Origin of the sequence: Tessaracoccus sp. OS52 (assembly GCF_020687685.1) — a bacterium.
In the GTDB taxonomy this organism is placed as follows: Bacteria; Actinomycetota; Actinomycetes; order Propionibacteriales; family Propionibacteriaceae; genus Arachnia.
The window spans coordinates 41,590-63,429 of sequence record NZ_JAJEWM010000001.1 but is presented as its reverse complement, the minus strand read 5'-3'; the positions used below and the strand labels follow the sequence as shown (position 1 = coordinate 63,429).

The 21,840-nt window shown below is 67.4% G+C and carries 17 protein-coding genes; 3 read left to right on the top strand and 14 right to left on the bottom strand.

Translation table 11 applies throughout. The features are described 5' to 3' along the window. Window positions 1-9 precede the first annotated feature (9 nt). Window positions 10-2,943, bottom strand: coding sequence for a glycosyl hydrolase (locus tag LKO27_RS00265; RefSeq protein ID WP_227734907.1), 2,934 nt, complete (start codon window positions 2,941-2,943; stop codon window positions 10-12). Between the two features lie 39 nt (window positions 2,944-2,982). Further along, the gene (locus LKO27_RS00260) at window positions 2,983-4,281 is read right to left on the bottom strand and encodes an MFS transporter (RefSeq protein ID WP_227734906.1); all 1,299 of its coding nucleotides are present in this window, start codon (window positions 4,279-4,281) and stop codon (window positions 2,983-2,985) included. A 118-nt stretch (window positions 4,282-4,399) separates the two neighbouring features. Here LKO27_RS00260 and LKO27_RS00255 point away from each other — a divergent pair, with 118 nt between their 5' ends. Then, window positions 4,400-4,987: a TetR/AcrR family transcriptional regulator gene (locus LKO27_RS00255; RefSeq protein ID WP_227734905.1), complete on the top strand. Its 588-nt coding sequence runs from the start codon at window positions 4,400-4,402 to the stop codon at window positions 4,985-4,987. Between the two features lie 24 nt (window positions 4,988-5,011). Here the strand turns inward: LKO27_RS00255 and LKO27_RS00250 are convergent, their stop codons facing one another. From LKO27_RS00250 to LKO27_RS00230, 5 genes are all read right to left on the bottom strand, one after another. Beyond that, window positions 5,012-5,884: an alpha/beta hydrolase gene (locus tag LKO27_RS00250; protein WP_227734904.1), complete on the bottom strand. Its 873-nt coding sequence runs from the start codon at window positions 5,882-5,884 to the stop codon at window positions 5,012-5,014. 53 nt (window positions 5,885-5,937) lie between these two features. After that, window positions 5,938-6,936, bottom strand: coding sequence for an ABC transporter permease (locus tag LKO27_RS00245; protein WP_227734903.1), 999 nt, complete (start codon window positions 6,934-6,936; stop codon window positions 5,938-5,940). After that, window positions 6,926-8,425 (bottom strand): sugar ABC transporter ATP-binding protein, encoded by a 1,500-nt coding sequence (locus LKO27_RS00240; RefSeq protein WP_227734902.1) that lies wholly within the window; start codon window positions 8,423-8,425, stop codon window positions 6,926-6,928. The genes LKO27_RS00245 and LKO27_RS00240 overlap by 11 nt, the downstream gene beginning before the upstream one ends. Beyond that, window positions 8,422-9,534, bottom strand: coding sequence for a sugar ABC transporter substrate-binding protein (locus tag LKO27_RS00235; RefSeq protein ID WP_227734901.1), 1,113 nt, complete (start codon window positions 9,532-9,534; stop codon window positions 8,422-8,424). Before LKO27_RS00235 ends, LKO27_RS00240 begins: the two co-directional genes overlap by 4 nt. 111 nt (window positions 9,535-9,645) lie before the next feature. Further along, on the bottom strand, window positions 9,646-10,668 hold the full coding sequence (locus LKO27_RS00230; RefSeq protein ID WP_227734900.1) for a LacI family DNA-binding transcriptional regulator: 1,023 nt from the start codon (window positions 10,666-10,668) through the stop codon (window positions 9,646-9,648). Window positions 10,669-10,752: 84 nt separating this feature from the next. Here LKO27_RS00230 and LKO27_RS00225 point away from each other — a divergent pair, with 84 nt between their 5' ends. After that, window positions 10,753-11,961, top strand: a complete 1,209-nt coding sequence (locus LKO27_RS00225) for a serine hydrolase domain-containing protein (RefSeq protein WP_227734899.1) — start codon at window positions 10,753-10,755, stop codon at window positions 11,959-11,961. 109 nt (window positions 11,962-12,070) lie between these two features. Here the strand turns inward: LKO27_RS00225 and LKO27_RS00220 are convergent, their stop codons facing one another. After that, complete coding sequence (locus LKO27_RS00220) at window positions 12,071-12,925, bottom strand: serine protein kinase RIO (RefSeq protein ID WP_227734898.1); 855 nt, start codon at window positions 12,923-12,925, stop codon at window positions 12,071-12,073. A gap of 364 nt (window positions 12,926-13,289) precedes the next feature. Further along, window positions 13,290-13,970, bottom strand: coding sequence for a helix-turn-helix domain-containing protein (locus LKO27_RS00215; protein ID WP_227734897.1), 681 nt, complete (start codon window positions 13,968-13,970; stop codon window positions 13,290-13,292). Between the two features lie 61 nt (window positions 13,971-14,031). Between LKO27_RS00215 and LKO27_RS00210 the strand changes: the two genes are divergently transcribed. Continuing rightward, the gene (locus tag LKO27_RS00210; protein WP_227734896.1) at window positions 14,032-15,354 is read left to right on the top strand and encodes a maleylpyruvate isomerase family mycothiol-dependent enzyme; all 1,323 of its coding nucleotides are present in this window, start codon (window positions 14,032-14,034) and stop codon (window positions 15,352-15,354) included. A 59-nt stretch (window positions 15,355-15,413) separates the two neighbouring features. On the opposite strand, the gene manA is transcribed toward LKO27_RS00210, so the two are convergent. The 5 genes from manA to LKO27_RS00185 all read right to left on the bottom strand — a co-directional run bounded on the left by manA (window position 15,414) and on the right by LKO27_RS00185 (window position 21,833). Next, window positions 15,414-16,532, bottom strand: a complete 1,119-nt coding sequence (gene manA, locus LKO27_RS00205; RefSeq protein WP_227734895.1) for a mannose-6-phosphate isomerase, class I — start codon at window positions 16,530-16,532, stop codon at window positions 15,414-15,416. Continuing rightward, window positions 16,532-18,667, bottom strand: a complete 2,136-nt coding sequence (locus LKO27_RS00200) for a hypothetical protein (protein WP_227734894.1) — start codon at window positions 18,665-18,667, stop codon at window positions 16,532-16,534. The genes manA and LKO27_RS00200 overlap by 1 nt, the downstream gene beginning before the upstream one ends. A gap of 7 nt (window positions 18,668-18,674) precedes the next feature. Further along, on the bottom strand, window positions 18,675-19,487 hold the full coding sequence (locus tag LKO27_RS00195) for a carbohydrate ABC transporter permease (protein WP_227734893.1): 813 nt from the start codon (window positions 19,485-19,487) through the stop codon (window positions 18,675-18,677). Window position 19,488: 1 nt separating this feature from the next. Next, window positions 19,489-20,400 carry a carbohydrate ABC transporter permease gene (locus LKO27_RS00190; protein WP_227734892.1) on the bottom strand — a complete coding sequence of 304 codons (912 nt, stop codon included), beginning with the start codon at window positions 20,398-20,400 and terminating at the stop codon, window positions 19,489-19,491. Window positions 20,401-20,510: 110 nt separating this feature from the next. Then, window positions 20,511-21,833 carry an ABC transporter substrate-binding protein gene (locus LKO27_RS00185; protein WP_227734891.1) on the bottom strand — a complete coding sequence of 441 codons (1,323 nt, stop codon included), beginning with the start codon at window positions 21,831-21,833 and terminating at the stop codon, window positions 20,511-20,513. Window positions 21,834-21,840: the final 7 nt, after the last annotated feature.

The following is a 21,840-nucleotide window of genomic DNA, read 5'->3' as shown; positions in this document are numbered from 1 at the left end:
GCCGCCGGGTCAGTCGGCGGCCACCGCGAGGAGACGGACCGGGCCCACCAGGCCGTGCGCGCGGACCGTCGCCACCTGCAGGACCTCCTCGCCCGTTATCACGGCCATCATGTCGCCCACGTTCTCGTAGTAGCCGCGGGCCATGAGCCTGTTGTTCAGCGAACTGGCGACGCGTACCACCACCTCGTTCTCTCCGGCCCGGAGGTCGTCGGTGACGTCCACGACAGGACGGGAGGTGTCGAAGCCGCGAGCCGGACCGCCGTTCACGGACACCGACCCCAGTCCCCCGAGGGTGGAGCCGAGGTCCAGGAGATACCTGGTACCGGCGGCGACATCGTCGAGGCTGAACGCGGAGGCGTACTCCCCCACGCCCGAGACCTCGTGCCCCACGCCGTCGAGTTCGGCCCAGGGAGCGAGCTCGGTGCTGGCCGACTCGAGCCGGGTGACGGCGGTGGTGGGCCGCACCTCGCGGGTGACGTAGCCGAGACCGCGGTCCTCGGTGATGAGCTCCGGTTCACCGGCGTCCCAGCTCTCGACGGCGATCCGCCAGCGCTCGAGCTGCGCCAGCACCTGCACCGCGGCCGGTTCCGACGGCGATGCCGGCTGCGAGCGGTCGACGGTGAACAGTGCCGTCTCGCCCGGTGCCAGTGACACGGTGACCACCGTGCAGCCGTCGACGAAGCGGGCGCCGTCGTGCCTGTGAACGGCACCGCTCCACGGGTCGATGCGCAGTACCGCCCCCTCGCCGGACAGCGAGATCTCCACCTGCGTGGGAGCGCCGGTCTCGTAGAGGAAGTGGTAGGCGTACAGGTGCAGCAGGTCTCCGTCCTCGCGGAGATAGGTCAGCACCTGGGTGTTGGCGGCGACGAACTCGGCGCGGCCGGTCACCCCGAGCCGCCGCAGCGCCGCCACCGTCTGGGAGGGGTCATCGACCTCCAGCACCGTCGGGAGGGATCGGAGTTCCGCCATGGTGGCGGCCAGTTCCTCGTCGCGGCCGTCGAGGCCGGGGGTCCGGATGGCGGCCTGCTCGTGCGTGGTGTGGCGGCCGGCCACGAGCAGCTGCAGCTCGCGTGCGCCGTTGACCAGCAGCAGCTTCAGCCCGTCGCGTGCCCACTCGAGCAGGAGCGCCGCGATTTCGGGGTCGAGCGCCTCCTGGTAGACGATCAGCGCCTGGTACCCGGGCCCGTCAGGCTGGACCTGGCCGTCGGCGAAGGTGACGTCGTCGTGCTGCAGGAGGCTGCCGTCGAGGAAGTCGTAGCTCCAGCCGGCGTCCTGCATGCCCAGGTCCTGCCACCAGTGGTTCTCCCGGTTGCGCATCCACCACGTGCCGTAGGCCTCCTCGTCGGGGACTCGATTGCCGTCGGCGTCCAGGAACGCGAAGCCGCACATGTTGTCCACGAAGTGGTCGGTGCGGAGGATGCCGACGTCGATGCGCGGCCGTCCCTGGCGCAGCAGGTACTGGTAGCGGCCGACGGCGTCGTTCCACAGCGGGTAGAACTCGCTGGCGGGCTGGCGGGTGTCGAAGCGCTCGGAGAACATGGACCACATGCCCTCGTGGCCGGGCCATTGGGTGGCGCCCTCGGCGCCCGAGGTGCTGGACCAGCCGTGCAGGACGGTCTTGGTGATTCCGGCTGCCAGTTGGGTGGCGATGATCTGGTCGTAGAACCGGTGGTCGAGCATGTGGTTTCGGGAGGTGGCACCGGTCTCGGAGGAGTATTGCTTGCCGAACAGGTGCGCCGGCCCGGCGAGGAGGCGGTAGGCGTCGATCTGGGCGCCGAACTCCAGGGATTCGGTCTCGATCCCGTCGACCTCCGGGCCGGGGCGGGTCAGTTCGAACGGGAGTCCGTAGCTGATCTCGGCGCGCAGCAGGAGTCCGTTGTCGTGGAGGAAGTCCGCCAGTGGACGCAGCGTGTTCTCGATGTAGAGGTCGGTGAGGGTGCGCACGAAGTCGAACCGCACCTTCTCCACAGTCACGCGATGGGCGTCGTCGGGCTCCCAGTGGTAGGTGGTGGCGGCCGCCATGAGCTGGGTGGTGCGCGTCAGGAACGGGAGCCAGGGGGCGACGTCGTAGCCGCGGCGTGCGCGGAACTCCGCGGCCAGGGAGTGGCCCCAGAACATGCCGCCCAGGCCCCAGGTGGTGAGCTCCAGGGAGTCCATGTACATCTGGGCGCGCGGGTTGCGGGCGATCGTCGCCTTCAACTCGGGAGTGAGCACGACGTCGCGCCAGTAGGCGATCAGGGCGTCGACGCCGTCGCGGTCGATGTAGTTGATGGTGTAGTTGACGGTGGCCGACGGTGAGGCCGTCTGCCCGGTGCCGTGCGTCCAGGACACGAACAGCCGCCAGTCCCGCGCATCTGGCGGGGACCACTCCAAGCGGGTGCCGTCGACGTGGGCGGTGAGGTCGACGACGCCGTCGACGGCCAGCCGGTTGCCGGAGGGCTCCAGCAGGGGCGCGGCGACGACGCTGACCAGGTGCTGCTCGTTCGGCGCCACCCTGTGACCGGGGAGGGCCGGCCCGCCGCGGTCCTCGTTCAGGTCGATGCGCGGCAGTTCGCCCGCCCGACCCCGCCCGCCGGTCAGCTCCTCGGTGACGTAGTTGAGTTCCTGGGAGGCTGCGGGGTGGTCCGGGTGGATGGTCGGGAGGTTGGCGTTGGACCAGTTGGTGCCGGAGGTGAAGCTGACCGACATGCCTCGGTTGGTGGTCTCTTCGAGCACGATGCCCGAGTCGTGCACCCATTCCTCCGAGCCCCAGCCGTAGCGGGCGTGGTCGATGTTGTCCTCGTCCATTGCGAGGAACTCCATGCCCCCGAAGCCCAGGCGGTGGGCCGCCTGGATCTCGGCGCGGAGGGTGGCGTCGGTGTGGAGGCCCTCGGCCAGCCACCACCGCAGCTCCGGCCGGTACTCGATGGGCGGCTGGCGCAGGGCCTCAAGGTGCTCGGTCATTCGCGACATTGTTCGGTTCCTGTTCGTGGAGGGGTGTGTTCAGTGGGACATGAAGGCGTCTTCGGGCTCCACGTCGTCAGCAACGTCGTCCTCGACGAGGAACTCGTTGCGACGGTCGTAGGTGCGGAACACGCTCCAGGCGACCACCATGCCGACGAGGCTGACCGACGCCAGGAAGATGTAGAGGACCTGCACCCCAGCCTGCAGGATGAGCGGGGTGAAGGTGGCCAGAATGGCGGCGGAGAACCTCGCTACCGCGATGATGGTGCCTTGAGCGGTGGTGCGCAGCAGGGTGGGGAAGCTCTTCTGCGCCCAGACCTTCATGATGGTCTCGAAGGAGAAGGCCATGCCGATGGCGCCGGCAAAGCCCGAGACCAGGAACGTGGTGACGGTGAAGCCGAAGATGGCGGGCACCAGGAGCGAGGCCACGTACAGCACCGCACCGAATGTGAAGAAGGAGAAGCGGCGTCGACTGTCTGCCACCTTCAGGAAGACCAGCATGGCGGCGATGGAGACCGGGAAGATGAGCAGGGAGATGCTGGATGCGGTGGAGACGTCCGTGCCGGCCTCGTTGACCAGCAGGTAGGTCCCGAACTGGCCTGCCGTGTTGGCCGAGAGGTTGACGAGTGCGTAGAACACGATCAGAGCGAGGAAGGGGGCGCGGTAGCGCGACCCGAGGAGCTCACGTACCGTCGAGTTCCTGGCGCGCAGCGTCGGTGCGCCGCTGGCGCGCTCGGCGCGGGCGCGCAGCCACACGTCCGACTCCGGGATCCAGAGGCGTGCGATCAGCACCAGGACAGAGATCACGACGAGGTGCCCCAGCAGGATCTGGCCGCCAAGGTAGCCGAGGTTGCCGAAAAAGGTGCCGCCGAGGATCGCCACGACGATGCCGACCATCCACAGGATGTTGGAGAGGCTGACGAGGCGACCGCGGTTGCTGTCGTCGCCCGCCTCGGAGATGGTGGACAGCGAGACGGGGAGGTCGGCGCCCGTGCCCAGCCCCACGAGTACGGCTCCGGCCAGGAAAGGCGCGAAGGAGGTGGCGAACATGCCCACCAGAGCGCCGACGATGATCACGCCCATGGTGACCGAGAACACGGGCTTGCGTCCAAATCGGTCTCCGAGCTGTCCGCCCACCACGGCGCCGACGGCGATGCCGAAGGTCAGCGCGCCCGCCGCGATCCCGACCTGGCCGGGGTCGAACCCGAGGGTGGCCGCGTAGATGGTGAGGACGATGCCGAAGCTGACGATCGCGGCGGCGTCGATGTAGGACGCCATGCCGGCGACGATGGCGACCCACCATGGGTTGGGTCGACGCGATGAGCGGGTAACGGACATGCTTGCTTCTCCTTTGAAGGCACCTCAGCAGTGAGGACTTTAACGTTTCATGAAGAAGGTACCTACCAACTAGTAGGTAGTCAAGGTTCTAGCCTCACGGATGTGGGAAGCTGGCCCCATGGAGTCAGAGGAGATCTTGGAGCCGCGCGAGCGGATCCTCCACGCCGCCAAGGAGGTCTTCGGCGCCCACGGCTATCAAGGCGGTTCCCTCAACGAGGTCGCGAAGCGCTCCGGATACACCCGCGCCGGGCTGCTCCACTACTTCCCGAGCAAGGAGGCCATCCTCCTGGCGCTACTTGACCTGAGGGATGAGCGACTGCACATCCTGGACGACCAGGCGGCCCAGGACGGAGGGATACTCCACCTGCTCGACCTGCTTCCCGACATCGTGACCGAGATCCTCAAGGACCGGCTGCTGGTTCAACTGGCGCACGTCCTGACCGCCGAGGCGTCGGACCCGGATCACCCCGCGCGGGCGTGGGCTTCGCGTCGGCACGAACTGGTACGTCGCGGCGCAGCCGAGGCGGTGCGCTCCTCGATCGAGAGGGGCGAGGTCCGTGCCGACGCCGATCCTGACGCGATCGCCGCGTTGCTGCTCGGAGCGGCGGAGGGCGTGGAGGCACAATGGCTGGTCAACCCCGACGTCGACCCCCGGAGGTGCACCGAGGTGATGGTGGAGATGATCCGGGCGGCGCTTGTGCCGTAACTCCGTCGGGGACGTCCATGGAGATCAGTTCGCCACCGACTGCGAACCCCTCCCAGCGCTCGCCCGCTCGACCAATCGCCTGAGACCTTCCGCCCAACGATCCGAGGCGTCGCGGCTGAACTTCGTCTCCGGCGCCTCGTACTCGAAACCGTGGTAGCCACCGGCGACGAACTGGGCCTCGACATCCACTCCCGCAGCTGCAAGATTGGTCGCGTAGCGCCATCCCTCCAGCCGTAGCGGGTCAGCCGACGTCGTGAAGATGTGGGCGGGCGGCAGGCCACGGAAGTCCTTGACCTTGCCCGGCGTGGCGTAAACGTCCAGATCCCCTTCGCCTGCCCATAGCTTCCAGAACGTCTGCATGGCGTTCCGGCTGAGCGGACCGAGGTCGCTCTCAAGGTTGTCGTCCTCCAGAGGTGGACAGATCAGCAGCTGTCCGTCCGGTAGGGGGCGACGTCGATCCCGCTGGCGCAGACAGAGACCAGCGGCCAGCGTGGCCCCCGCACTCGCGCCGGCGACCACGACAGGAAGGCCTGGAGCTTCGCGGATCAGGTCCTCGACCACCATCGTCGCGTCGTCGAGGGCGGCTGGATACGGGTGCTCGGGGGCCAGGGCGTAGTCGACGGCGGAGACAGCGCAACCTGTGGCGGACACCCAGGTCACGAGCATCCCCTCGTCGCCCTCGGGTTCCCCGAAGACCCATCCCCCACCGTGGAGCCACACGATCCACGCCCGGGGGCCGCCCGTTGGCAAGTACTCGACGCATCGGACCGCAGAGCGCCTGGTCTCTCGACGTTCCACTCCTGCGATGCCTCGACGCCGCGACCGGTGCATCGCAATCCGGCTCAGCCTCTCATCCTTGATCCAGTTCTCCCGCGGCACCTGATCGGTCTGCTTCATGAAGGCGGCCTGTCTCAGCTCCTCAGCGATGTTGACAGGCTCCAGGTGTCTGATCAACGCTTGGACATCCTCTGGCGAAGAACGTCCAGCGAGACGGCCAGTATCAGCAGAGCACCGGTGGCCACCTGCTGCCACGAGGAGTTGATGTTCATCAGCGTCATACCGTTGCCGAGCAGCGCGACGATCAAGAGCCCGAGCAGGGTGCCTCCCATGGAGCCGACGCCACCCCCGAGGCTGGCCCCCCCGAGGATGACAGCAGTGATGGCGGCCATCTCCAGCCCGGTTCCCGTGGTACCTGAGGTCGAACCCAGCTGTGAGGCGGTGGACAACCCAGCGATGGCCATGCAGGCCCCGGAGATCAGGAACGCAATGAAAAGGTTCCGACGGTTGTTGATCCCGACGAGGCGGGCGGCTGAGCTGTTGGAGCCCACCGCGTAGATCGAGCGGCCATAGACGGTGTTGTTCAACAGGAAGTGAACCCCGATTGCGACAACGGCGAACACCATCACCGGCAGCGGGATGCCCAGGAACGGCCGGATCAGGGCCCAGTCGAACCCGGGGATCCCGATGCTCTGCCCCTGTCCGACCGAGAGGGTGAGGCCGCGAAAGATCGCCATGGAGCCCAACGTGGTGATGAGGGCGTTCACACCGATCCCGGTGACGATGATCCCGTTCAGCGCTCCGACGAGAATGCCCGCGAGCACGCCCAGGATGATCGCCCACGGCAATCCCACGATAGGTGCGGTTACGGCCAGGACAACACCGACCCAAGCCACGCCGCTGCCCACTGAGAGGTCGAACTGTCCCCCGATGAGCAGGATCGTCGCACCTGCGGCCAGGATCCCGGTTACCGACAGCGTGGTGAGGATGTTCACGAAGTTCGTCCAGCTCAGAAAGTACGGGGAGGCGAAGGAGAAGAACATCAACTCAACGAGGAGGAACCCGATCAGCGCCGTCGCCTCGGGCAATCGGAGGCGACGCGACGGCCCGGGCCTGTTCCAGGTCGCCTCCTCCCCAGCGAGGCTCGGCTTCACCAAAGTCCTATTGGCCATTCTTGTTTCCTCCTGCAGCTTCAGTAAGTGACTGGACGTCGATGTCCGCATGCGGCAGTGTCGCCACCACCCTTCCCCGCACCATCACGTGGGCGATGTCGGCCACCGCGACGATGTCCTCGTAGTCCGAGGAAGCGACGACGACGGTGGTACCCGCGTCCGCCAACCCCCTCAACACGGCGTAGATCTCCTGCCGGGCACCGACGTCCACCCCGCGGGTGGGTTCGGTGAGGATGAGGACCCTTGAGTCCGCCTCCAGCCAGCGTCCGAGCAGGACTTTCTGCTGGTTGCCGACGGAGAGGGTGCTGAACCGCTGCGAGGGATGGCCGGTGGACCGGACCGCCAGTTCCGAGTGCCAGCGCCGGTATGCGGCGTCCTCCATTCGGCTCCTCAAGAACGACCCGACGTGAGCGAGCCTCCGCCAGCTTGGCGCCGCCAAGTTCCTGGACACTGACAGGGCGAGGAACGCCCCGTCGCGCGCCCTGTCCGGCGGCAGGAATCCGATGCCATGGGCGATCGCGTCCTGGGGACTGCGAAAGTGAACCGGGCGTCCACCCAAGAGCAGTCTTCCCCTGGTCAGGTCCCGCGTGCCGAAGAGAGCCTCGGACAGTTCCACCACTCCGGAACCGAGTTTCCCGTAGATGCCGGTGATGTGGCCCGGGTGCATGTCGATTGAGATGTCGCTGAATCCTCGTCCACTGGCTCCCTCCACCGAGATCGACGGGGCTCCCTCGGGGTGCTCCTTGTGGCGGCCGCGGGTCTGCTCGACCTTGCGACCGACCATCGCCTCCACCACCTGCGCAGGCGAGGTGTCAGCCACCTTCCCGCGGAGAGAGACCACACCGTCACGCAGGACACAAACCTCGTCGGCTATCGCGAAAACCTCGTCCATCCGGTGGGTGATGTAGAGCACCGCTATCCCGGAGGCGGTGAGTTGCGCGATCACCGCATAGAGATTCCTGGCCTCGGCGTCAGAAAGGGATGCGGTCGGTTCGTCGAATATGAGCAACCTGCTCTGGCCTCGGAGTGCCCGAGCGATCTCGACGAGCTGCCGTTCACCGAGCCGGAGGGTGCTCTGCCTGGCGTCGAGGTCCAGGTCGGCGCCCACCCTGGCAAGAGCGGCCCCGGCCTCGTGCCTGATGGCTCGCCGGTCCACGGAGACGCCCTTCCTGGGCCAGTCTCCGAGGACGACGTTCTCCGCAACGCTCAAGGTGGGCGCGTCGCTGATCTCCTGTGAGATCAGCCGGATGCCCTCCCGGCGGGCACCCTCGACGGTGTAGGCCCGCGGAGAGCCATCGATTGACACTGCCCCTGAGTCGGGACGGTGGTCGCCGGCGATGATGCGGACGAGGGTGGACTTGCCGGCCCCGTTCTCCCCCAGCAGCGCGGTGACGCTGCCGGGAGAGAGATCGAGGTCGATGCCGTGCAGCACCTTCACCGGCCCGAAGGACTTCGTGATGCCCCGGATCTGGATGCTCGTCTCTGTCATGAGCAGGCGTACTCCGGGTAGAAGTCCTTGATCTGCTCAGGGCCGATGAACTCGTGCGGCACGAGGATCTGCTCAGGGATCTGCTCCCCCTTGATCGCCTTCACCAGGTTCGGCAGGATCAGGAGCGGGTACTTCTCAGGGAAGTAGGCGACGCTGCCGATCCAGTTGGGGGCGGTCAGGATGCTGCAGTTTTCGGGGTCGAGGTTCTGGACGCCCAGGAACAGGTCGTTCACACGGTCCTGCTGACGCGCTGCGGCGAGTGCGCCAACGATCACGTCCTCGTTGATCCCGACTACGATGATCCTTTCAGCGCCGGGGAGCGCGGTCAGGGTGTCGGTCACCAGACGCTGCGCCTCGGTGGTCTGGCCACCCGCGCCAGTGTCCAGCGTCCGGTCATCGTGGATGGGTCCGCATACGCTCTCGAAACCCTTTCTGGTCCCGTCCATCCGCCAGGCGTTGACCTGGCCGACGGCGGTGGACTCGAGCGAGAGGTAGGCGTCGTACTCGCAGTCGAAGTTCGCGGCCATGTAGAGCCCGGTGTGATAGCCGACGAGTTCTCCCGCGTACTCGTTGGCCGCGCCGACGAACGCCGTCTGGCACGGGCCTTGGTCGATGTCGATCGCGATCACCGGGACATCCGGCCCGGCGTCGCAGATCGAAGGGGCCGCGGCCGCGTCTCCTTGGAACGTGATCTGGCCATCAACCTTTTGGGTGGCCATCTGCCGTGCGCAGTCCAGAGCCGTTGGAGTGTCAAACTTCGAATCGCACGTGATGAGCTCAATCCCTGCCTCCTCAGCGGCCTCTTGCATGCCGGACTGGAGGGCCGAGGGGAATGGCGAAGCAAGGTTGAGCTGGATGAAGCCGATCTTCAGGCCCTCGCCGATCCCCGGGGTGATCTCCTCGAACGGGAACACCTCACCGGGCGGGGTGGGCGGTTCAACATCTGTGCCCTTGGCGGCACCGTCCTGATCCTGCGACGGGCTCTCGGTGACCACCTCAACGGGCTCGGGAGTCACCGACTCCGCCTCCCCTGCGCATCCTGCGGCCAGAGCAGAGACGGTGATGAGTGCGGCAATGGTGAGCGTCCGGGTGTGAATGAATCTGGACATGAGGACCTCCTCGTCCTAGGTCTGAAAGGTTTCATTGTAACGTTGCAACGCCGATGCTACGGTCGTCGAGCATGCCTGTCAATAGGGCCGCAGGTGAGGTTCGCCGCCGGGTTAGGACCGAACGGTGCTCTCCCGGATCACCAGTTCAGGGGTGAAGACAGTGCGCTCGTGGACATGGCTGTCGTCGTCGTCCTCCAATTCGGCGACCATCAGCGCCGCGGCTCGGAGGCCAACCCCCGTTGCGGGCTGCCGCACCGTGGTTAGTGGGACCCTCCCCATAGTGGCCATGGCGACGTCGTCGTATCCCACCACGGCCATCTCGTCCGGGACGCTGATCCCTCGATCTACAACGGCAGACAGGGCGCCAAGCGCCATGGAGTCGTTGACCGCGAAGACCGCATCTGGACGGGCCCCCGCTTTCCGGCTGGCCAGAATGGTGCCGGCCTCCACTCCGCCCTCGACGAAATAGGACGAGGCCTGGAGCACCTCGAGCTCGATGCCGCACTCGGCAGCGGCCGCCTGGGCGCCTGCAACTCTCTCGGTGATCTGTGGCAGTTCCGCGCTTCCTCGGATCACCGCGACCCGCCGCTTGCCGATCCCATGAAGGTGCCTGATGACCAAGGATGCGCCCACAATGTTGTCCACTGAGACCGAACAGCCCTGGGAGTCCTCGACGGCGTGATCCAGATACACCAACGGCAGCCCGCGGTCGGCCACCATACTCCGGACCGAACTGCTGGCTGCTGCCGGGGCGCAGATCAAACCCTGTACTCGCTGGGACTCGAAGAGCCGGATCAGCCTGTCCTCGATCTCCTGATCCTGGAGACTGTCGCCGAGCAGCATGGCGTAACCATCCGCGGCCAGTGCGCGGCCGATCGCCTGCGACATCTGCGAGAAGAACGGGCTGGAGACCTCGCTGACCACGAGTCCGACCACCCGGCTGAGCCCGAGCCGCAGCACCCGGGCCGCTTCGTTCCGGATGTACCCAAGTTCTTTGATGGCCTGCGTGACCCGGAGCCGGGTCTGGGGGGCGACGCTCTCAGGCCTGTTCAGGACGTTGGAGACCGTGCTGACCGCCACGCCCGCACGCTGCGCCACATCGCGGAGCGTCACTCCCGGGTTTCTCGGCTGCATGCCCCCATCCTGCCACCTATCCATTGACTATTCGACAGCCCCTGATCTAGGCTCCGTTGTAACGTTGCAACTGTAGAGGCAGGCATGGAACTACTGGAAGCGCACGTCATCGACTCAGCCGTGCACGGCTGGGCACGTCCCGATCTGGAGCCGTTGGTCCAACTCTTCCTGGACGGAGTTCCCCCAGGGACCGGAGCAGCCCTGTCTGTCTGGCACCGGGGCCAAGAAGCCCTGTCTCTGTGGACCGGAATGGCCAACCCTGCCATCGGCGAGCCATGGAACGAGAACACCACGAGCGTCTACTTCTCCAGCTCGAAGGGCCTTGCGGTAGTTGGCTTGATGCAGCTGTTATCAGACGGGCTGCTGGACCTGGAGCAGCCCATCGGTTCGGTGTGGCCGGAGTTCTCCTCACACGGCAAGGGAGGCCTGAGCATCGGCGACGTCCTGGCCCATCGGGCTGGGGTATCGGCACCGATCGAGGACCTCGACAAGAAGACGGTCCTGGACAGCAAGAAGTGGGCAACACTCATCGCCGCTCAGGAGCCCCTGTGGGAACCCGGCACCACGCACGCCTACCACGCACTCACGTTCGGGCCCATCGTCGAAGAACTCGTACGCCGCATGGCTCACACTGACCTGCGGACCCTGCTCGCGGAACGCGTCTTCTCGCCTCTGAAGGCAGACGTCGTGCTTGGGCCTTCGCCAACTGACCTGCACCGAAGGGCCCACCTCAGTGCAACGTCGGCGTGGCGACGTCAGCGCACGTCGGGCTCGGAGCACGCAGACGCGTGGATCGCCCGATCCCTGAGTGCGGGCAACTGCCTGCCCCGGCAGCTGGTACTTGGGGACGACGACGGCCTCAACGATCCCGACGTCCTCACCGCTGGCCTTGGCGCGGTCGGCTGCGTCGGCACCGCCTCCGCACTTGCCCGGACCTGGTCGGCCACTGTCACAGAGACCCTTGGCGTACGTCTTCTCGACGAGGACCAGGTGGCGGCGATCTCCGCTCCGCGTAGCGCGGGCGCGTGGTTCTTCGACCCCGGGCCGCCCTACCAGCGCTTCGGAGCAGGGGTGCAGCTGGCATCCGACGTGACGCCCTGGCTCAGTCCCCGGTCGTTCGGCCACGACGGCGCCGGCGGCCAGTGCGGTTTCGCCGATCCCGAGTACCAGGTCGGCTTCGGGTTCATCCGCAACGAGATGGACATCTCTGACCCTGCGGGCGATCTGGTCGCTGCGCTCAAGGACCTTCTCGACCGAGAAGCTCGCGCTGGAACTTCACCGCAGGTGTCATAGCCCGACGCCGCGTACTGAGGCTGTGGGAGCCCGCTGCAGCGAGTACGCCTCCGACGCCGCCCAGCCCCGGCGCTGGGCGGCGGCGGGCTCATCCAAGGCTGGCGGACCCTCAGCAGGCGTGCGCCAGCACCTCCCCGAGGAGTTCCTCCGCGTCGACGGCGTGGCCCGCGGCGCTGAACCACGTCGCCATGTTGACGCAGTCCCGGTGCAGCAGGTCGAAGGCGTTCGGGTTGGATGCAAGGTCCACCAGCTGCGGCACGTCGATGATCACCAGCCGCGGCTCGCCTTCCTCGATTCCCGTGACCAACGTGTTGTACGGGCTGAGGTCGCCGTGGACGAGGCCCAGACGTGCCATCGTCTGCATCGCATCCAGCAGCTGGGAGAACAGGGACCCCAGCTGCCATCCCGACGGACTGGTCTGGTGGAGCCGCGGGGCCGCGGCGTCGCCGTCGGCGATGAACTCCATGAGGATCTCAGTCCCGTCGATCTGCACGGGATAAGGCACCGGAACCCCGGCCGCGTACAGGGTGGTGAGCGCGTTCCACTCCGCGCGCGCCCAGAGGCCGGATTCGACGGCCCGCCCGTAGGCCGACCGGCGCGCGACGGCCCTGTTGTCACGGCTGTTGCGGACGCGCCGGCCCTCGGTGTAGCTGGTGTCGCGGTGGAAGAGCTTGCGGTCGCTGGAGCGGTAGCGTTTGGCGGCCATGACGCAGCCTCGCGCCGGGTCGTCGGGCACGGCCCGCTCGACGAGGGAGACGTCGGCCTCCTTGCCGGACTTGAGGAGGCCGAGGTCGGTGTCGATGGCGGCGGCCGCCGTCACCACCCAGTCCGGCCAGGGTTCGGGTCCGCGGCAGAGCCGCTCGATGGTGTCCCAGGTGGACCAGCGTTGGTTGTCGGCGAGGTCGTCAACATAGGCGGTGTTCGGAGCGTCGCTCCAACTGAACGACGAAAGAAGGCTTGGCAAGGGTGTTCTCCTAAAGGAGGCACCCGGCGACGAATGTCAGGCGGCGGGAGCCTCAAATGACTGGGGGTTCGAGTTTGGGCACACGGCAATTGGTGACATCTCTCTCACTCCCTTCACGAGGCTCCTGGAGCGCGCGGTTCGCGCCCGATCAGGCTAACAAACTGCGCCCGCCGCCGCCAGACCCAAAATCCGCCCGCCGTCGCCGCCCGGCCGGGTCGGCACCGCGGCCAGATCCGGAGCACGGTCTGCCGGTAGGACTCGACCGCCGGGATCCTTGGGGATGGCGCAGCACGCCGTCGCGCGAGGCGTCGGAACTGGTGGGCGGGACAGGGATGCTGATCTGGTCAGCGTAGGGCTCGGGGCCTCAGCCCTCCTGGAGCCGCGTGGCCCGCCAGAGTTGCTCGACCACGTCGGCCTCTCCGGAAACCGCGACCGCTCCCTGCTCCCACGGTGGGATGCCCCCGATGATGCAGGACTTCCAGTCCCGCGTGGTGGCCGAGACCCCGGCGTCGGCCGCGTCCGGCTCAGCCGCCCTGACGACGGTGGTCTCGCGCGCGGACATCCGTGCCAGGTAGGTGACGGGGTCGGCGTCGTCCCGCCTGGAGTCAGTGAGGCTCAGCAGAACCGATCGCTCCGCCCGGTAGGCCGCGACGGGCCGGGCGTGGGCGCGCATGGCCAGGACGATGGTGTCTGGGCTCATGTCAGCTTCAAGGGGAAGCGCCGGCGACGAGACCGCCCACATCGACAGCGCCGTGTTCACCGCTTCCAGCCGCTGCCCCCAGTCGGTCAGCTCGTAGACGTCGGGGCGTCCGGGGACGGGCAGCTGCCGACGGCGCAGGACGCCGTTGGCCTCGAGGTCGTGCAACCGCTGCGTCAGGACCGCGGGCCCGATGCCAAGCACGTCGCGCTGGATGTCGGAGAACCGCTTGGGACCGAGCAGCAGTTCCCGCACGACGATCATCGTCCACCGGTCCCCCACCAGGTCCAGCGCGTGGGCCGCGGCGCAGCCGTCGTTGTAGGAGCCGTAAGTCCTTCTCGAAACCATTGACCCAGACTACATCTACAGTAGTGCCAACTTCTGTATCAGTCGCACCAAGGAGATTCTCATGAAGATGTCAGCTGCCGAGGTCTGGCGCGTGGTCCACGAGGAGCGACGGCGGCTCGCCTCGGACCTGGCCGAAGTGGCTCCAGAGCGGTGGCGGACGCCGTCGTTGTGTCCGGGCTGGGACGTGCACGACGTCGTGGCGCACCTGGTCGACACCGCGAAGACGGGAAGGGTCGGGTTCCTGCGCTCCATGGTCGCCGCACGGGGGGACTTCGACCGCGCGAACGAGCACGGGATCGCACGGGAGAAGGCGCCGGATGCCTACTCCACGTTGCAGGCACTCGATGAGGTCACGGATCTAAGGCTGACGCCTCCGGCGAACCTCGCGACCCGCCTCGTCGAGGCAATCGTGCACGGCGAGGACATCCGCCGGCCGCTGGGAATCGAGAGCAGCTATCCCGACGACGCCGTCGCCGAGGCGCTCGACTACCAGTTGCGGACGCCGGTCGGGTTCGGTGGCCCCCGGGAGCGCGCATCGGGCCTCCGCCTGGTGGATACGGAATCGGGACGATCCTGGGGAGCGGGAACCGAGGTGCAGGGCAGGGCCATCGATCTCCTGTTGGCCGTCTCGGGCCGCCCGGTCGAAGCCTCCCGCTTGGCTGGCCCAGGATCTATCCACCCATCCGCGTCCCTGCACCACAGCGCGCGGCGAAGGATCCGTCCGCGAGTCGAAGGACCCACCCCGACCCCGAGCCCAGACAAGTTCTGGGCCCTCGTCCACGCCGAACGTGCCGCACTGGCCGACGACCTCGAGCAACTCACCGAAACCCAGTGGCACCACCCGACCCTGTGCGGCGAATGGGACGTCGAGGACGTCGTCGCACACCTGATCGCGGCCGCGAGCCTGGGCCGCTGGCAGTGGCTGCGCAGCATGCTCGCCGTAGGCTTCCGGCCCGACGTCCATAACCAGCGCCGGCTGGCCGAGCACCGCGGGAGCACGCCAGCCGAAACCCTGGGCCGGTTCCGGGCCGTCGTCGGAAACACCGTGGCACCCACTGCGGACATCGCCGCGTTCCTGGGCGAGGTGGTCGTCCACGCCCAGGACATCCGGCGGCCGCTGGGGCTGGATCGCACCCCCAGCCTCGCGGCGACGACCGCCGTCGCCGACTTCTTCGTCCGCCGCGACTTCGCCGTCAACAGCCGCACCCTCGCCCGCGGCCTCCTGCTGCGCGCCGACGACGGACCGTTCGAGTCGGGCGCGGGCCCTGTCGTCGCCGGCTCGACTCTGGCCCTGGTCATGGCGATGGCCGGCAGACCGACGTACATCGACGACCTGGACGGGCCTGGGCGCGAGATCCTCCAGGAGCGCATCTCCGGGCCCTAGTGGAACTCCCCCGCCATCACCCAGCCCAAGGACGCGGCCCGCGCAAGGAAGTCGGCCGCCTACCCCTGCGGCACGTGGACGACCAGCGCGCGCCCCAACTCCAGGTCCAGTTCCTCCCCGTCCGCGACGAAGGCCGCCTCGCCCCGCTTGAGTGGCATCCCGTTCAAGACGGTGGGGTCCTCGAGCGCCAGCAGGATGCTCGGCCCCCAGAGGTGCAGGGAATCGCCAGGGAGGTACTCCGCAACGGAGAACTCCCCGACTCCCGGGTCAAGCCCGTCGCGGGTCAACTGCCGGAGCTGGGGCGTCTGTGGCCGCGCCGTCATCGTTTCGAACAGCGCCTCCTTGTCCACCTTCTTGGGTGTCAGACCAGCACGAATCACGTTGTCGGAAGCAGCCATGACCTCCACGCCGAACCCTTGGACGTGGGCGTGGAGCTGGCCGGTCGGCACGAACAGGGCCTCCCCCGTCCCGTACCCGACGACGTTGAGCATCAGCGAGGCGGCCACTCCAGGGTCGCCGGGGTAGTGCTGGTGTAGCTGGCCCACCATCCGGTACGCGGAGTCGCGTTCCGCTAGTTCGGCACTGCGAGCCAGGACCTCGCCACCGAACGTGGCCCACTCGCCGGGATCGAGGAGCGCACGGAAGGCCGGGCCCAGGTCACCGTTCACCAGCAGGGTCGAGATCCTGTCCGCCCAAGGCAGGTCCAGGTCCGACAGCAGCCGCCGCACCTCCGCCACCGGGCGGAAACCGGCGAGGGTCTGCGTCGGCGCCAGGGCGAGCATCACCTCAGGTTTGTGGAAGGGGTCGCGGAACGAGCGCTCGGCGGCCGGCACGCCGTCGGCCTCCTCGCGCCGGAAGCCGGCCGACGCCCCTTCCTCGTCGGGGTGCACCTGTAGCGACAGGGGTCGGGCCGCGGCGAGCAGCTTCACCAGGAACGGAAGCCGTGGCCCGTGCTGGGCCAGCACCCGGTCCCCCACCAGGTAGGGCCTGGACCTGATCGCCTGGTCCAGCGGGACGTCGGAGCCGCCGAGCCCGAGCACTTTGGAGGGCGCCTTCGGGTGCGCCCCGAACCAGACCTCGGCGATCGGCGCTTCCCCGGCCGGCTTCCCGAGGAACTCGGGGATCGCGGTGGGCGACCCCCAGGCGTAGTGCATTGGCTCGCCTGACAGCTTCCACATCAGGAGGCGTCTCCGTTCCCGCTGGGGTGCACTCCATTCGCATCGACGTCGTAGGTCACGCCCGCGATCCGCAAGCCCTTGAGCCTGGCGTCCGGATCGAAGTGCTCCAGCGCCGAGCGCACGGAGACGGAGCCATTGGCTTCCGCACGCACCCCGAAGATGGACTCGACGACCAACTCACACCACGCGCCGGCCGACGAACAGGACCAGTCGATCAGGTACGGGAACTGGGGCGGCGCCTTGCGGGCGCCACCGTCGATGTGAGGAACTGCCTCCTCCACCATGTGGGCCTGCCCGGGCGGGCCCTGGTTGGTGGAGCGCGCAAGGCCCGGCAACCAGTCCGCGACGATCCCCGCGCCACCCAACTGGATGGCAGCCCGGGCCGAGTCCGCCGGCCAAGCCGGGTAGGCACCGTTCCACTGGTGGTCAGGCCTCACGGAGAAGCCTGCGTTGGGGTCCGACGCGGAAAGGGCCCGCATCCAGGTGGGGGTACGGAGGTGGTCCGCGAAGAACCGGACCATCTCGCTGCGCACCTCCGCCGGCAGGTCCTCGGGGATGGTGGTCCCCACCGTCGAGAAGTCATAGCAGTGCTGCACCGGCACCAGCGACCCGTCGGGGTGGCGGGCGTTGAAGTAGCCCTGCCCGCTCCGGTAGAGCGCCATGATCTCGGGGACCAGGTCGGACGCCTGCCGCTCCAGGTCGGCGCCCTCCTCCTCCAGACCCTGCAACCTGGACAGGGCGGCGGCGGTCCGCATGCACCAGACGTTGGCCGCGTTCAGGGAAGCCACCTCGTGCACGTAGGTGGAGACGCACTCCAGCAGGTTGTCGATCTCGCCGTAGTCCGCGAGGGCGGAGCCGACGCGCTTGTCGCGCCACTCCAGCGCCCACTGCCTGACGTGGTCCCCGACGCTGCTGGTGTCGCCCGCGATCTCCACCTGCTCGTCCAGGAAGGCCGTGTCGCCAGTCAGGGTCACGTAGTCGTTCACCAGCCGGACCATGGCGTACTGGTTGACCGAGTACCAGTTGCCGGCCGGGCCGCCGGTGAGCCATTCGGTGCCGAAGTGCTCGTTGATGTCCAGACCGATCCAGTGCAGGATCTGCTCGCGCATCTCCTCGGGGTCGGACAGCGCGTGCACCATCGAGGACAGCGAATAGTCCCAGATGAAGGTGGTGGTCTGCCAGTACCTGGGCATCAGCGTGTCGTAGTGGCGGGCCCTGACGCCGGCGGGGTTCTCGCGGCGGAACCAGAGCACCCCCATCGCGCCCCACCAGTAGAGCTGGCGCAGGGCGTCGTTGCTGGTCTCCAGCAGCGGCAGCGACCCGCTCGTGATCTCACCGCCGGGCTCGAAGAGGTCGGCGAGTTCGCGGTTCCAGCTCTCCTCGGAGGCGCTGATGGCACCGTCGACGTCTGCCGCGAGGGCCTGGAAGGCGCCGTCGACGTCGGCCCCCTCGTCCCCGAGGACGAGGATGAAGGCACCCTCCCACGTGGCCCCGGGGCCGAGCGTGGTCCTGGTCCGGATGACATTGGCGTCCTCTGAGACGTCCGTCACGTCGGAGCCGTCGAGGTTCACCAACCCCTGCAGGGTGGTCACGTCCGCCGACGGCTCGAGGGCACCGAAGTAGGCCATGCCCTTGGGCGGCGACGCCGGGTGACCCCGCCGTCGCGCCCCTTCCGGCACCTGCCGGTTGTGACCGCGGGGCGGCACCGCCCGGCGCCACGGGATGGCTTTGACCAGTTGCGAGTCCACCCACACCCCGAGGTCGAGTTCACGCTCCTCCTGCGCCGAGTTGGTGACGCTGATCCGCACGACGACGCCCGGGGAGCCGGGCGGCACCACGGTGACGGTCTCAAGGCGCCAGGCGTCGATCAGCGTGGTCCGCGTAACCCGGTCCGGTCGCCAGACGTGCTCGACCGGCTGCCCGAGGCTCTGCGCCAGCACGCCGTCGAGCAGGAGCCTGCCGGTGACGCAGTCCCCTTGCGACAGGGGAGGCAGGTTCACCGACCGCACGGCCAGGACGTCGTGATCCACCTGGGCGACCACCACATGGTTGGTGAGGCCAGGAGGGTTGATCATGTCGTCGTAACGGTCGACGACGGTGGCGCTGGTGAAGTTGTGGACGGTGGGGATGGACATGCAACTCCTAGTACTGCCCCAGGGCCAGTCCCTGGGTGAAGTAACGCTGGGTGAACAGGAACAACACGATGGTCGGCAGCGAGACCAGCAGGCCTCCTGCCAGCACCACGGGCATGGTGGAGCCGCCGTAGGTGGTCTGCATCGCGGCCAGGGTGGTCATCACCGGGCGCACGTCCTGGTCCTGCGACAGCGACAGGCCCAGCAGCAGGTCGTTCCAGATGAACGTGGCCTGCAGGATGAACACCGCGAACAGCGCCGATTTGGACATGGGCAGGTAGATCCGGAAGAAGGTCTGGAACGCGCTGGCGCCGTCGATGGCCGCCGCCTCGTACACCTGGTGCGCGATGCCCGAGAAGAAATTGCGCATCACGAACGCAGAGAACGGCACCGAGATCACCGTGTAGATGAGGATCATGCCCACGCGGGTGTCGAAGATGCCCGCCTCGACGTAGCCGATGAACAGCGGCATCAGCACCATCTGGATCGGGAACACGGTGGCGCTGAAGATGATGACGAACCACATGAACGCCCGCTTCACCTTGAGCGCGACGATGGCGAAGCCAGCCATGGCGCCGATGATCACGGCCACCATCGGCGACACGATGGAGTAGATGAACGTCGACGTCAGGCCGCGTGCGATGCGGCCGCGGTCGAGGGCGTCGGCGAAGTTCTGGAAGAGGCCGCTGAGGTCGCTCGGGATCCAGACCGTGGCGTTGCCGTAGTTCGACGACAGCTTGGCGGCGTTGATCACCATCAGGTAGATCGGGATCAGCCAGATCAGGCCCAGGACCACCAGGATCAGTTTGCGTGCGAGCTGCATGTCAGAACTCCTTCGCCGGCGCGAGCTGGCGCCGCAGGTAGAGCAGCGACGCGGTGACGGTGACGATGGTGAGGAGCAGGGCAACAGCGGCTCCCAGCCCGTAGTCATTCATCATGAAGCTGGCCTTGTACATGGTGATCGCGAGGGTCTCCGAGGCTCGGCCGGGGCCGCCCTTGGTCATGCCCCACACGATGTCGAAGGTCTTCAGTGAGCCGACGATGCTGAGGCCGACGACCACCGTTGTCATCGGGGCCAGCATCGGCCAGGTCACGTTCTTGAACAACCGCCAGCCGGTGGCTCCGTCCACCTTTGCGGCCTCGAGCGGCTCCTTGGGGATGGACTGCAGGCCGACGCCGAACAGCAGCGCGTTGACGCCGGCGCCCTGCCACGTGGCGGCCATGATCATCACGAAGGTGTTGAGGGGCCAGTCGAGCAGCCAGCGGGAGTCTGCGAAGGGCAGGCCGAACAGTTCGAGCGCCTGCGTGAGCGCGCCGTCGGTCTGCAGGATGAAGGAGAAGATGACGCCGACGGCGATGCCGGAGATCGCGTAGGGCAGGAGGAAGGGCAGCCGGAACCAGAACGACCCCTTCAGCCCGTGCGCCAGAACGGCGATCATCAGTCCCAGCCCGACGGGGAGCACCAGCGTGCCGACCACCCACATCAGGGTGTTGAGCATCGAGCTCAGGATGTTCGGGTCCTGGAACAGCTGGGCGAACTTGTCGAGCCCCACGAACTCGGGATCCCCCAGTCCGTTGTACTCGGTCAGGGACAGGTAGGAGGTGTAGAGGAAGGGTGCGTAGAGCAGGAGCCCGCACAGGAGCAACGCGGGCGCCAGGAAGGCGGTGGCGGTGACACGCTCCTGTTGTGCCCTGGAGAGCCGGTTGCCGGCTCGCGTCTCTGTGGTGGTGCTCATGGCATCCCTCCTCGGGGAAGCGGAAGGTCGGTTCTCATGGCGGCGGGCGCCTCAGCGAGTCGGGTGGTAGCCCGTGGACTCGCTGAGGCGTCCGACCATTTGGGGGTGGATCAGTTCTCGGCCCAGTACTCTTCGGCTGCCGCCTGCAGACGCTCCTGCATACCGCGAGGATCGCTCGGGCTGGTGACGAACGCGCCGAACAGTTCCGTGGAGAGCTGGTAGACGGGCTGCGGGCTGCCCTCGAGGTAACGGGGCAGGATGCGGGCACCGTCGTTGACGGACTCGACCAGGGCGCTCAGTTCGGGATCCTCGATCTCGACGTCCGGGTTGAAGCTCACGTCGCCGCGGCTCGCCGACCATGCCGTCTGGGCATCGGTGGTGAGCCACCACTTGGAGTACGCCAGCGCGACGTCCTCGTTCTCGGACCCGGCACCGACGCACAGCGGGCCGGTCTCGAGGATCATCGGCTGCTCCTCGGTGTCAGGGTTGAGGTTCGGGAACATGAAGATGCCGTAGTCCTCGCCGGAGACCGCGTCGATCGCCGTCAGCTGACCGGTGAAGAACGTGCCGAAGTAGGCCATTGCGACGTCGCCGTTCATGAGCAGGGCCTGCGGGTCGCCCGTGACGCCGGGATCGATGAAGTCGCCGCGCTTGATCATCTCTTCCCACTTGTCGACGGCGACGTTGACGTCCTCGTCGGTGTAGCTCGCGCTACCGTCCAGGATCCCGAGGTAGGTGTCAGGGTTCTGACCGGCCAGCAGGGCCTGGAAGTAGACGAACTCGAAGATGATGTTCATCTGGTGGAAGGGCGTGACCCCCGCGTCGCGGAGGGTCTGCATGACCGTCTCCATCTCCTCCCAGGTGGTGGGAGGCTCAAGGCCGTTGTCCTCGAAGATCTGCTTGTTGTAGTAGACGGCCCAATAGGCGACGTTCAGCGGCACGCAGTACTGCTTGCCGTCGTAGGTGTACTGGTCCTTCAGCCCTTCCGGCACCAGGCCTTCACTCTCGGCCTCGGTCCAGATGTCGCTGGTCTCCGCCACCAGTCCCTGCTCGACGAGCTCACCCAGCTGCCCGCCGGTGTGCCACGTGAACAGGTCCGGCTTCTCGTCGGTGCGGAAGGCCTGCCTGATGTAGGTGTCGTAGGCCACCGGATCCGAGTAGCCGGTGAACTCGAGCTGGATGTCGCCGCTGGCGGCGTTCATCTCCTCGAACGACGGCTCCCAGGCGGCCTTGTCAGTGAAGAAGTTGATCGTGCCCGAGACGGGCGCCTCCTCACCTTCGCTGGTTTGCTCGCCGCTGGGGTCGGCGCTCGTGGTGGCCGCCGGATCGGAGCCATCGGGGGTGGTGGGATCCTCGGCGTCGCCCCCGCATGCCGTGAGGAGCAGGGCGCTCGCCAAGGCGGTGGCTGCGAAAGCCTTTGTGAATCGGATCATGGTTTTC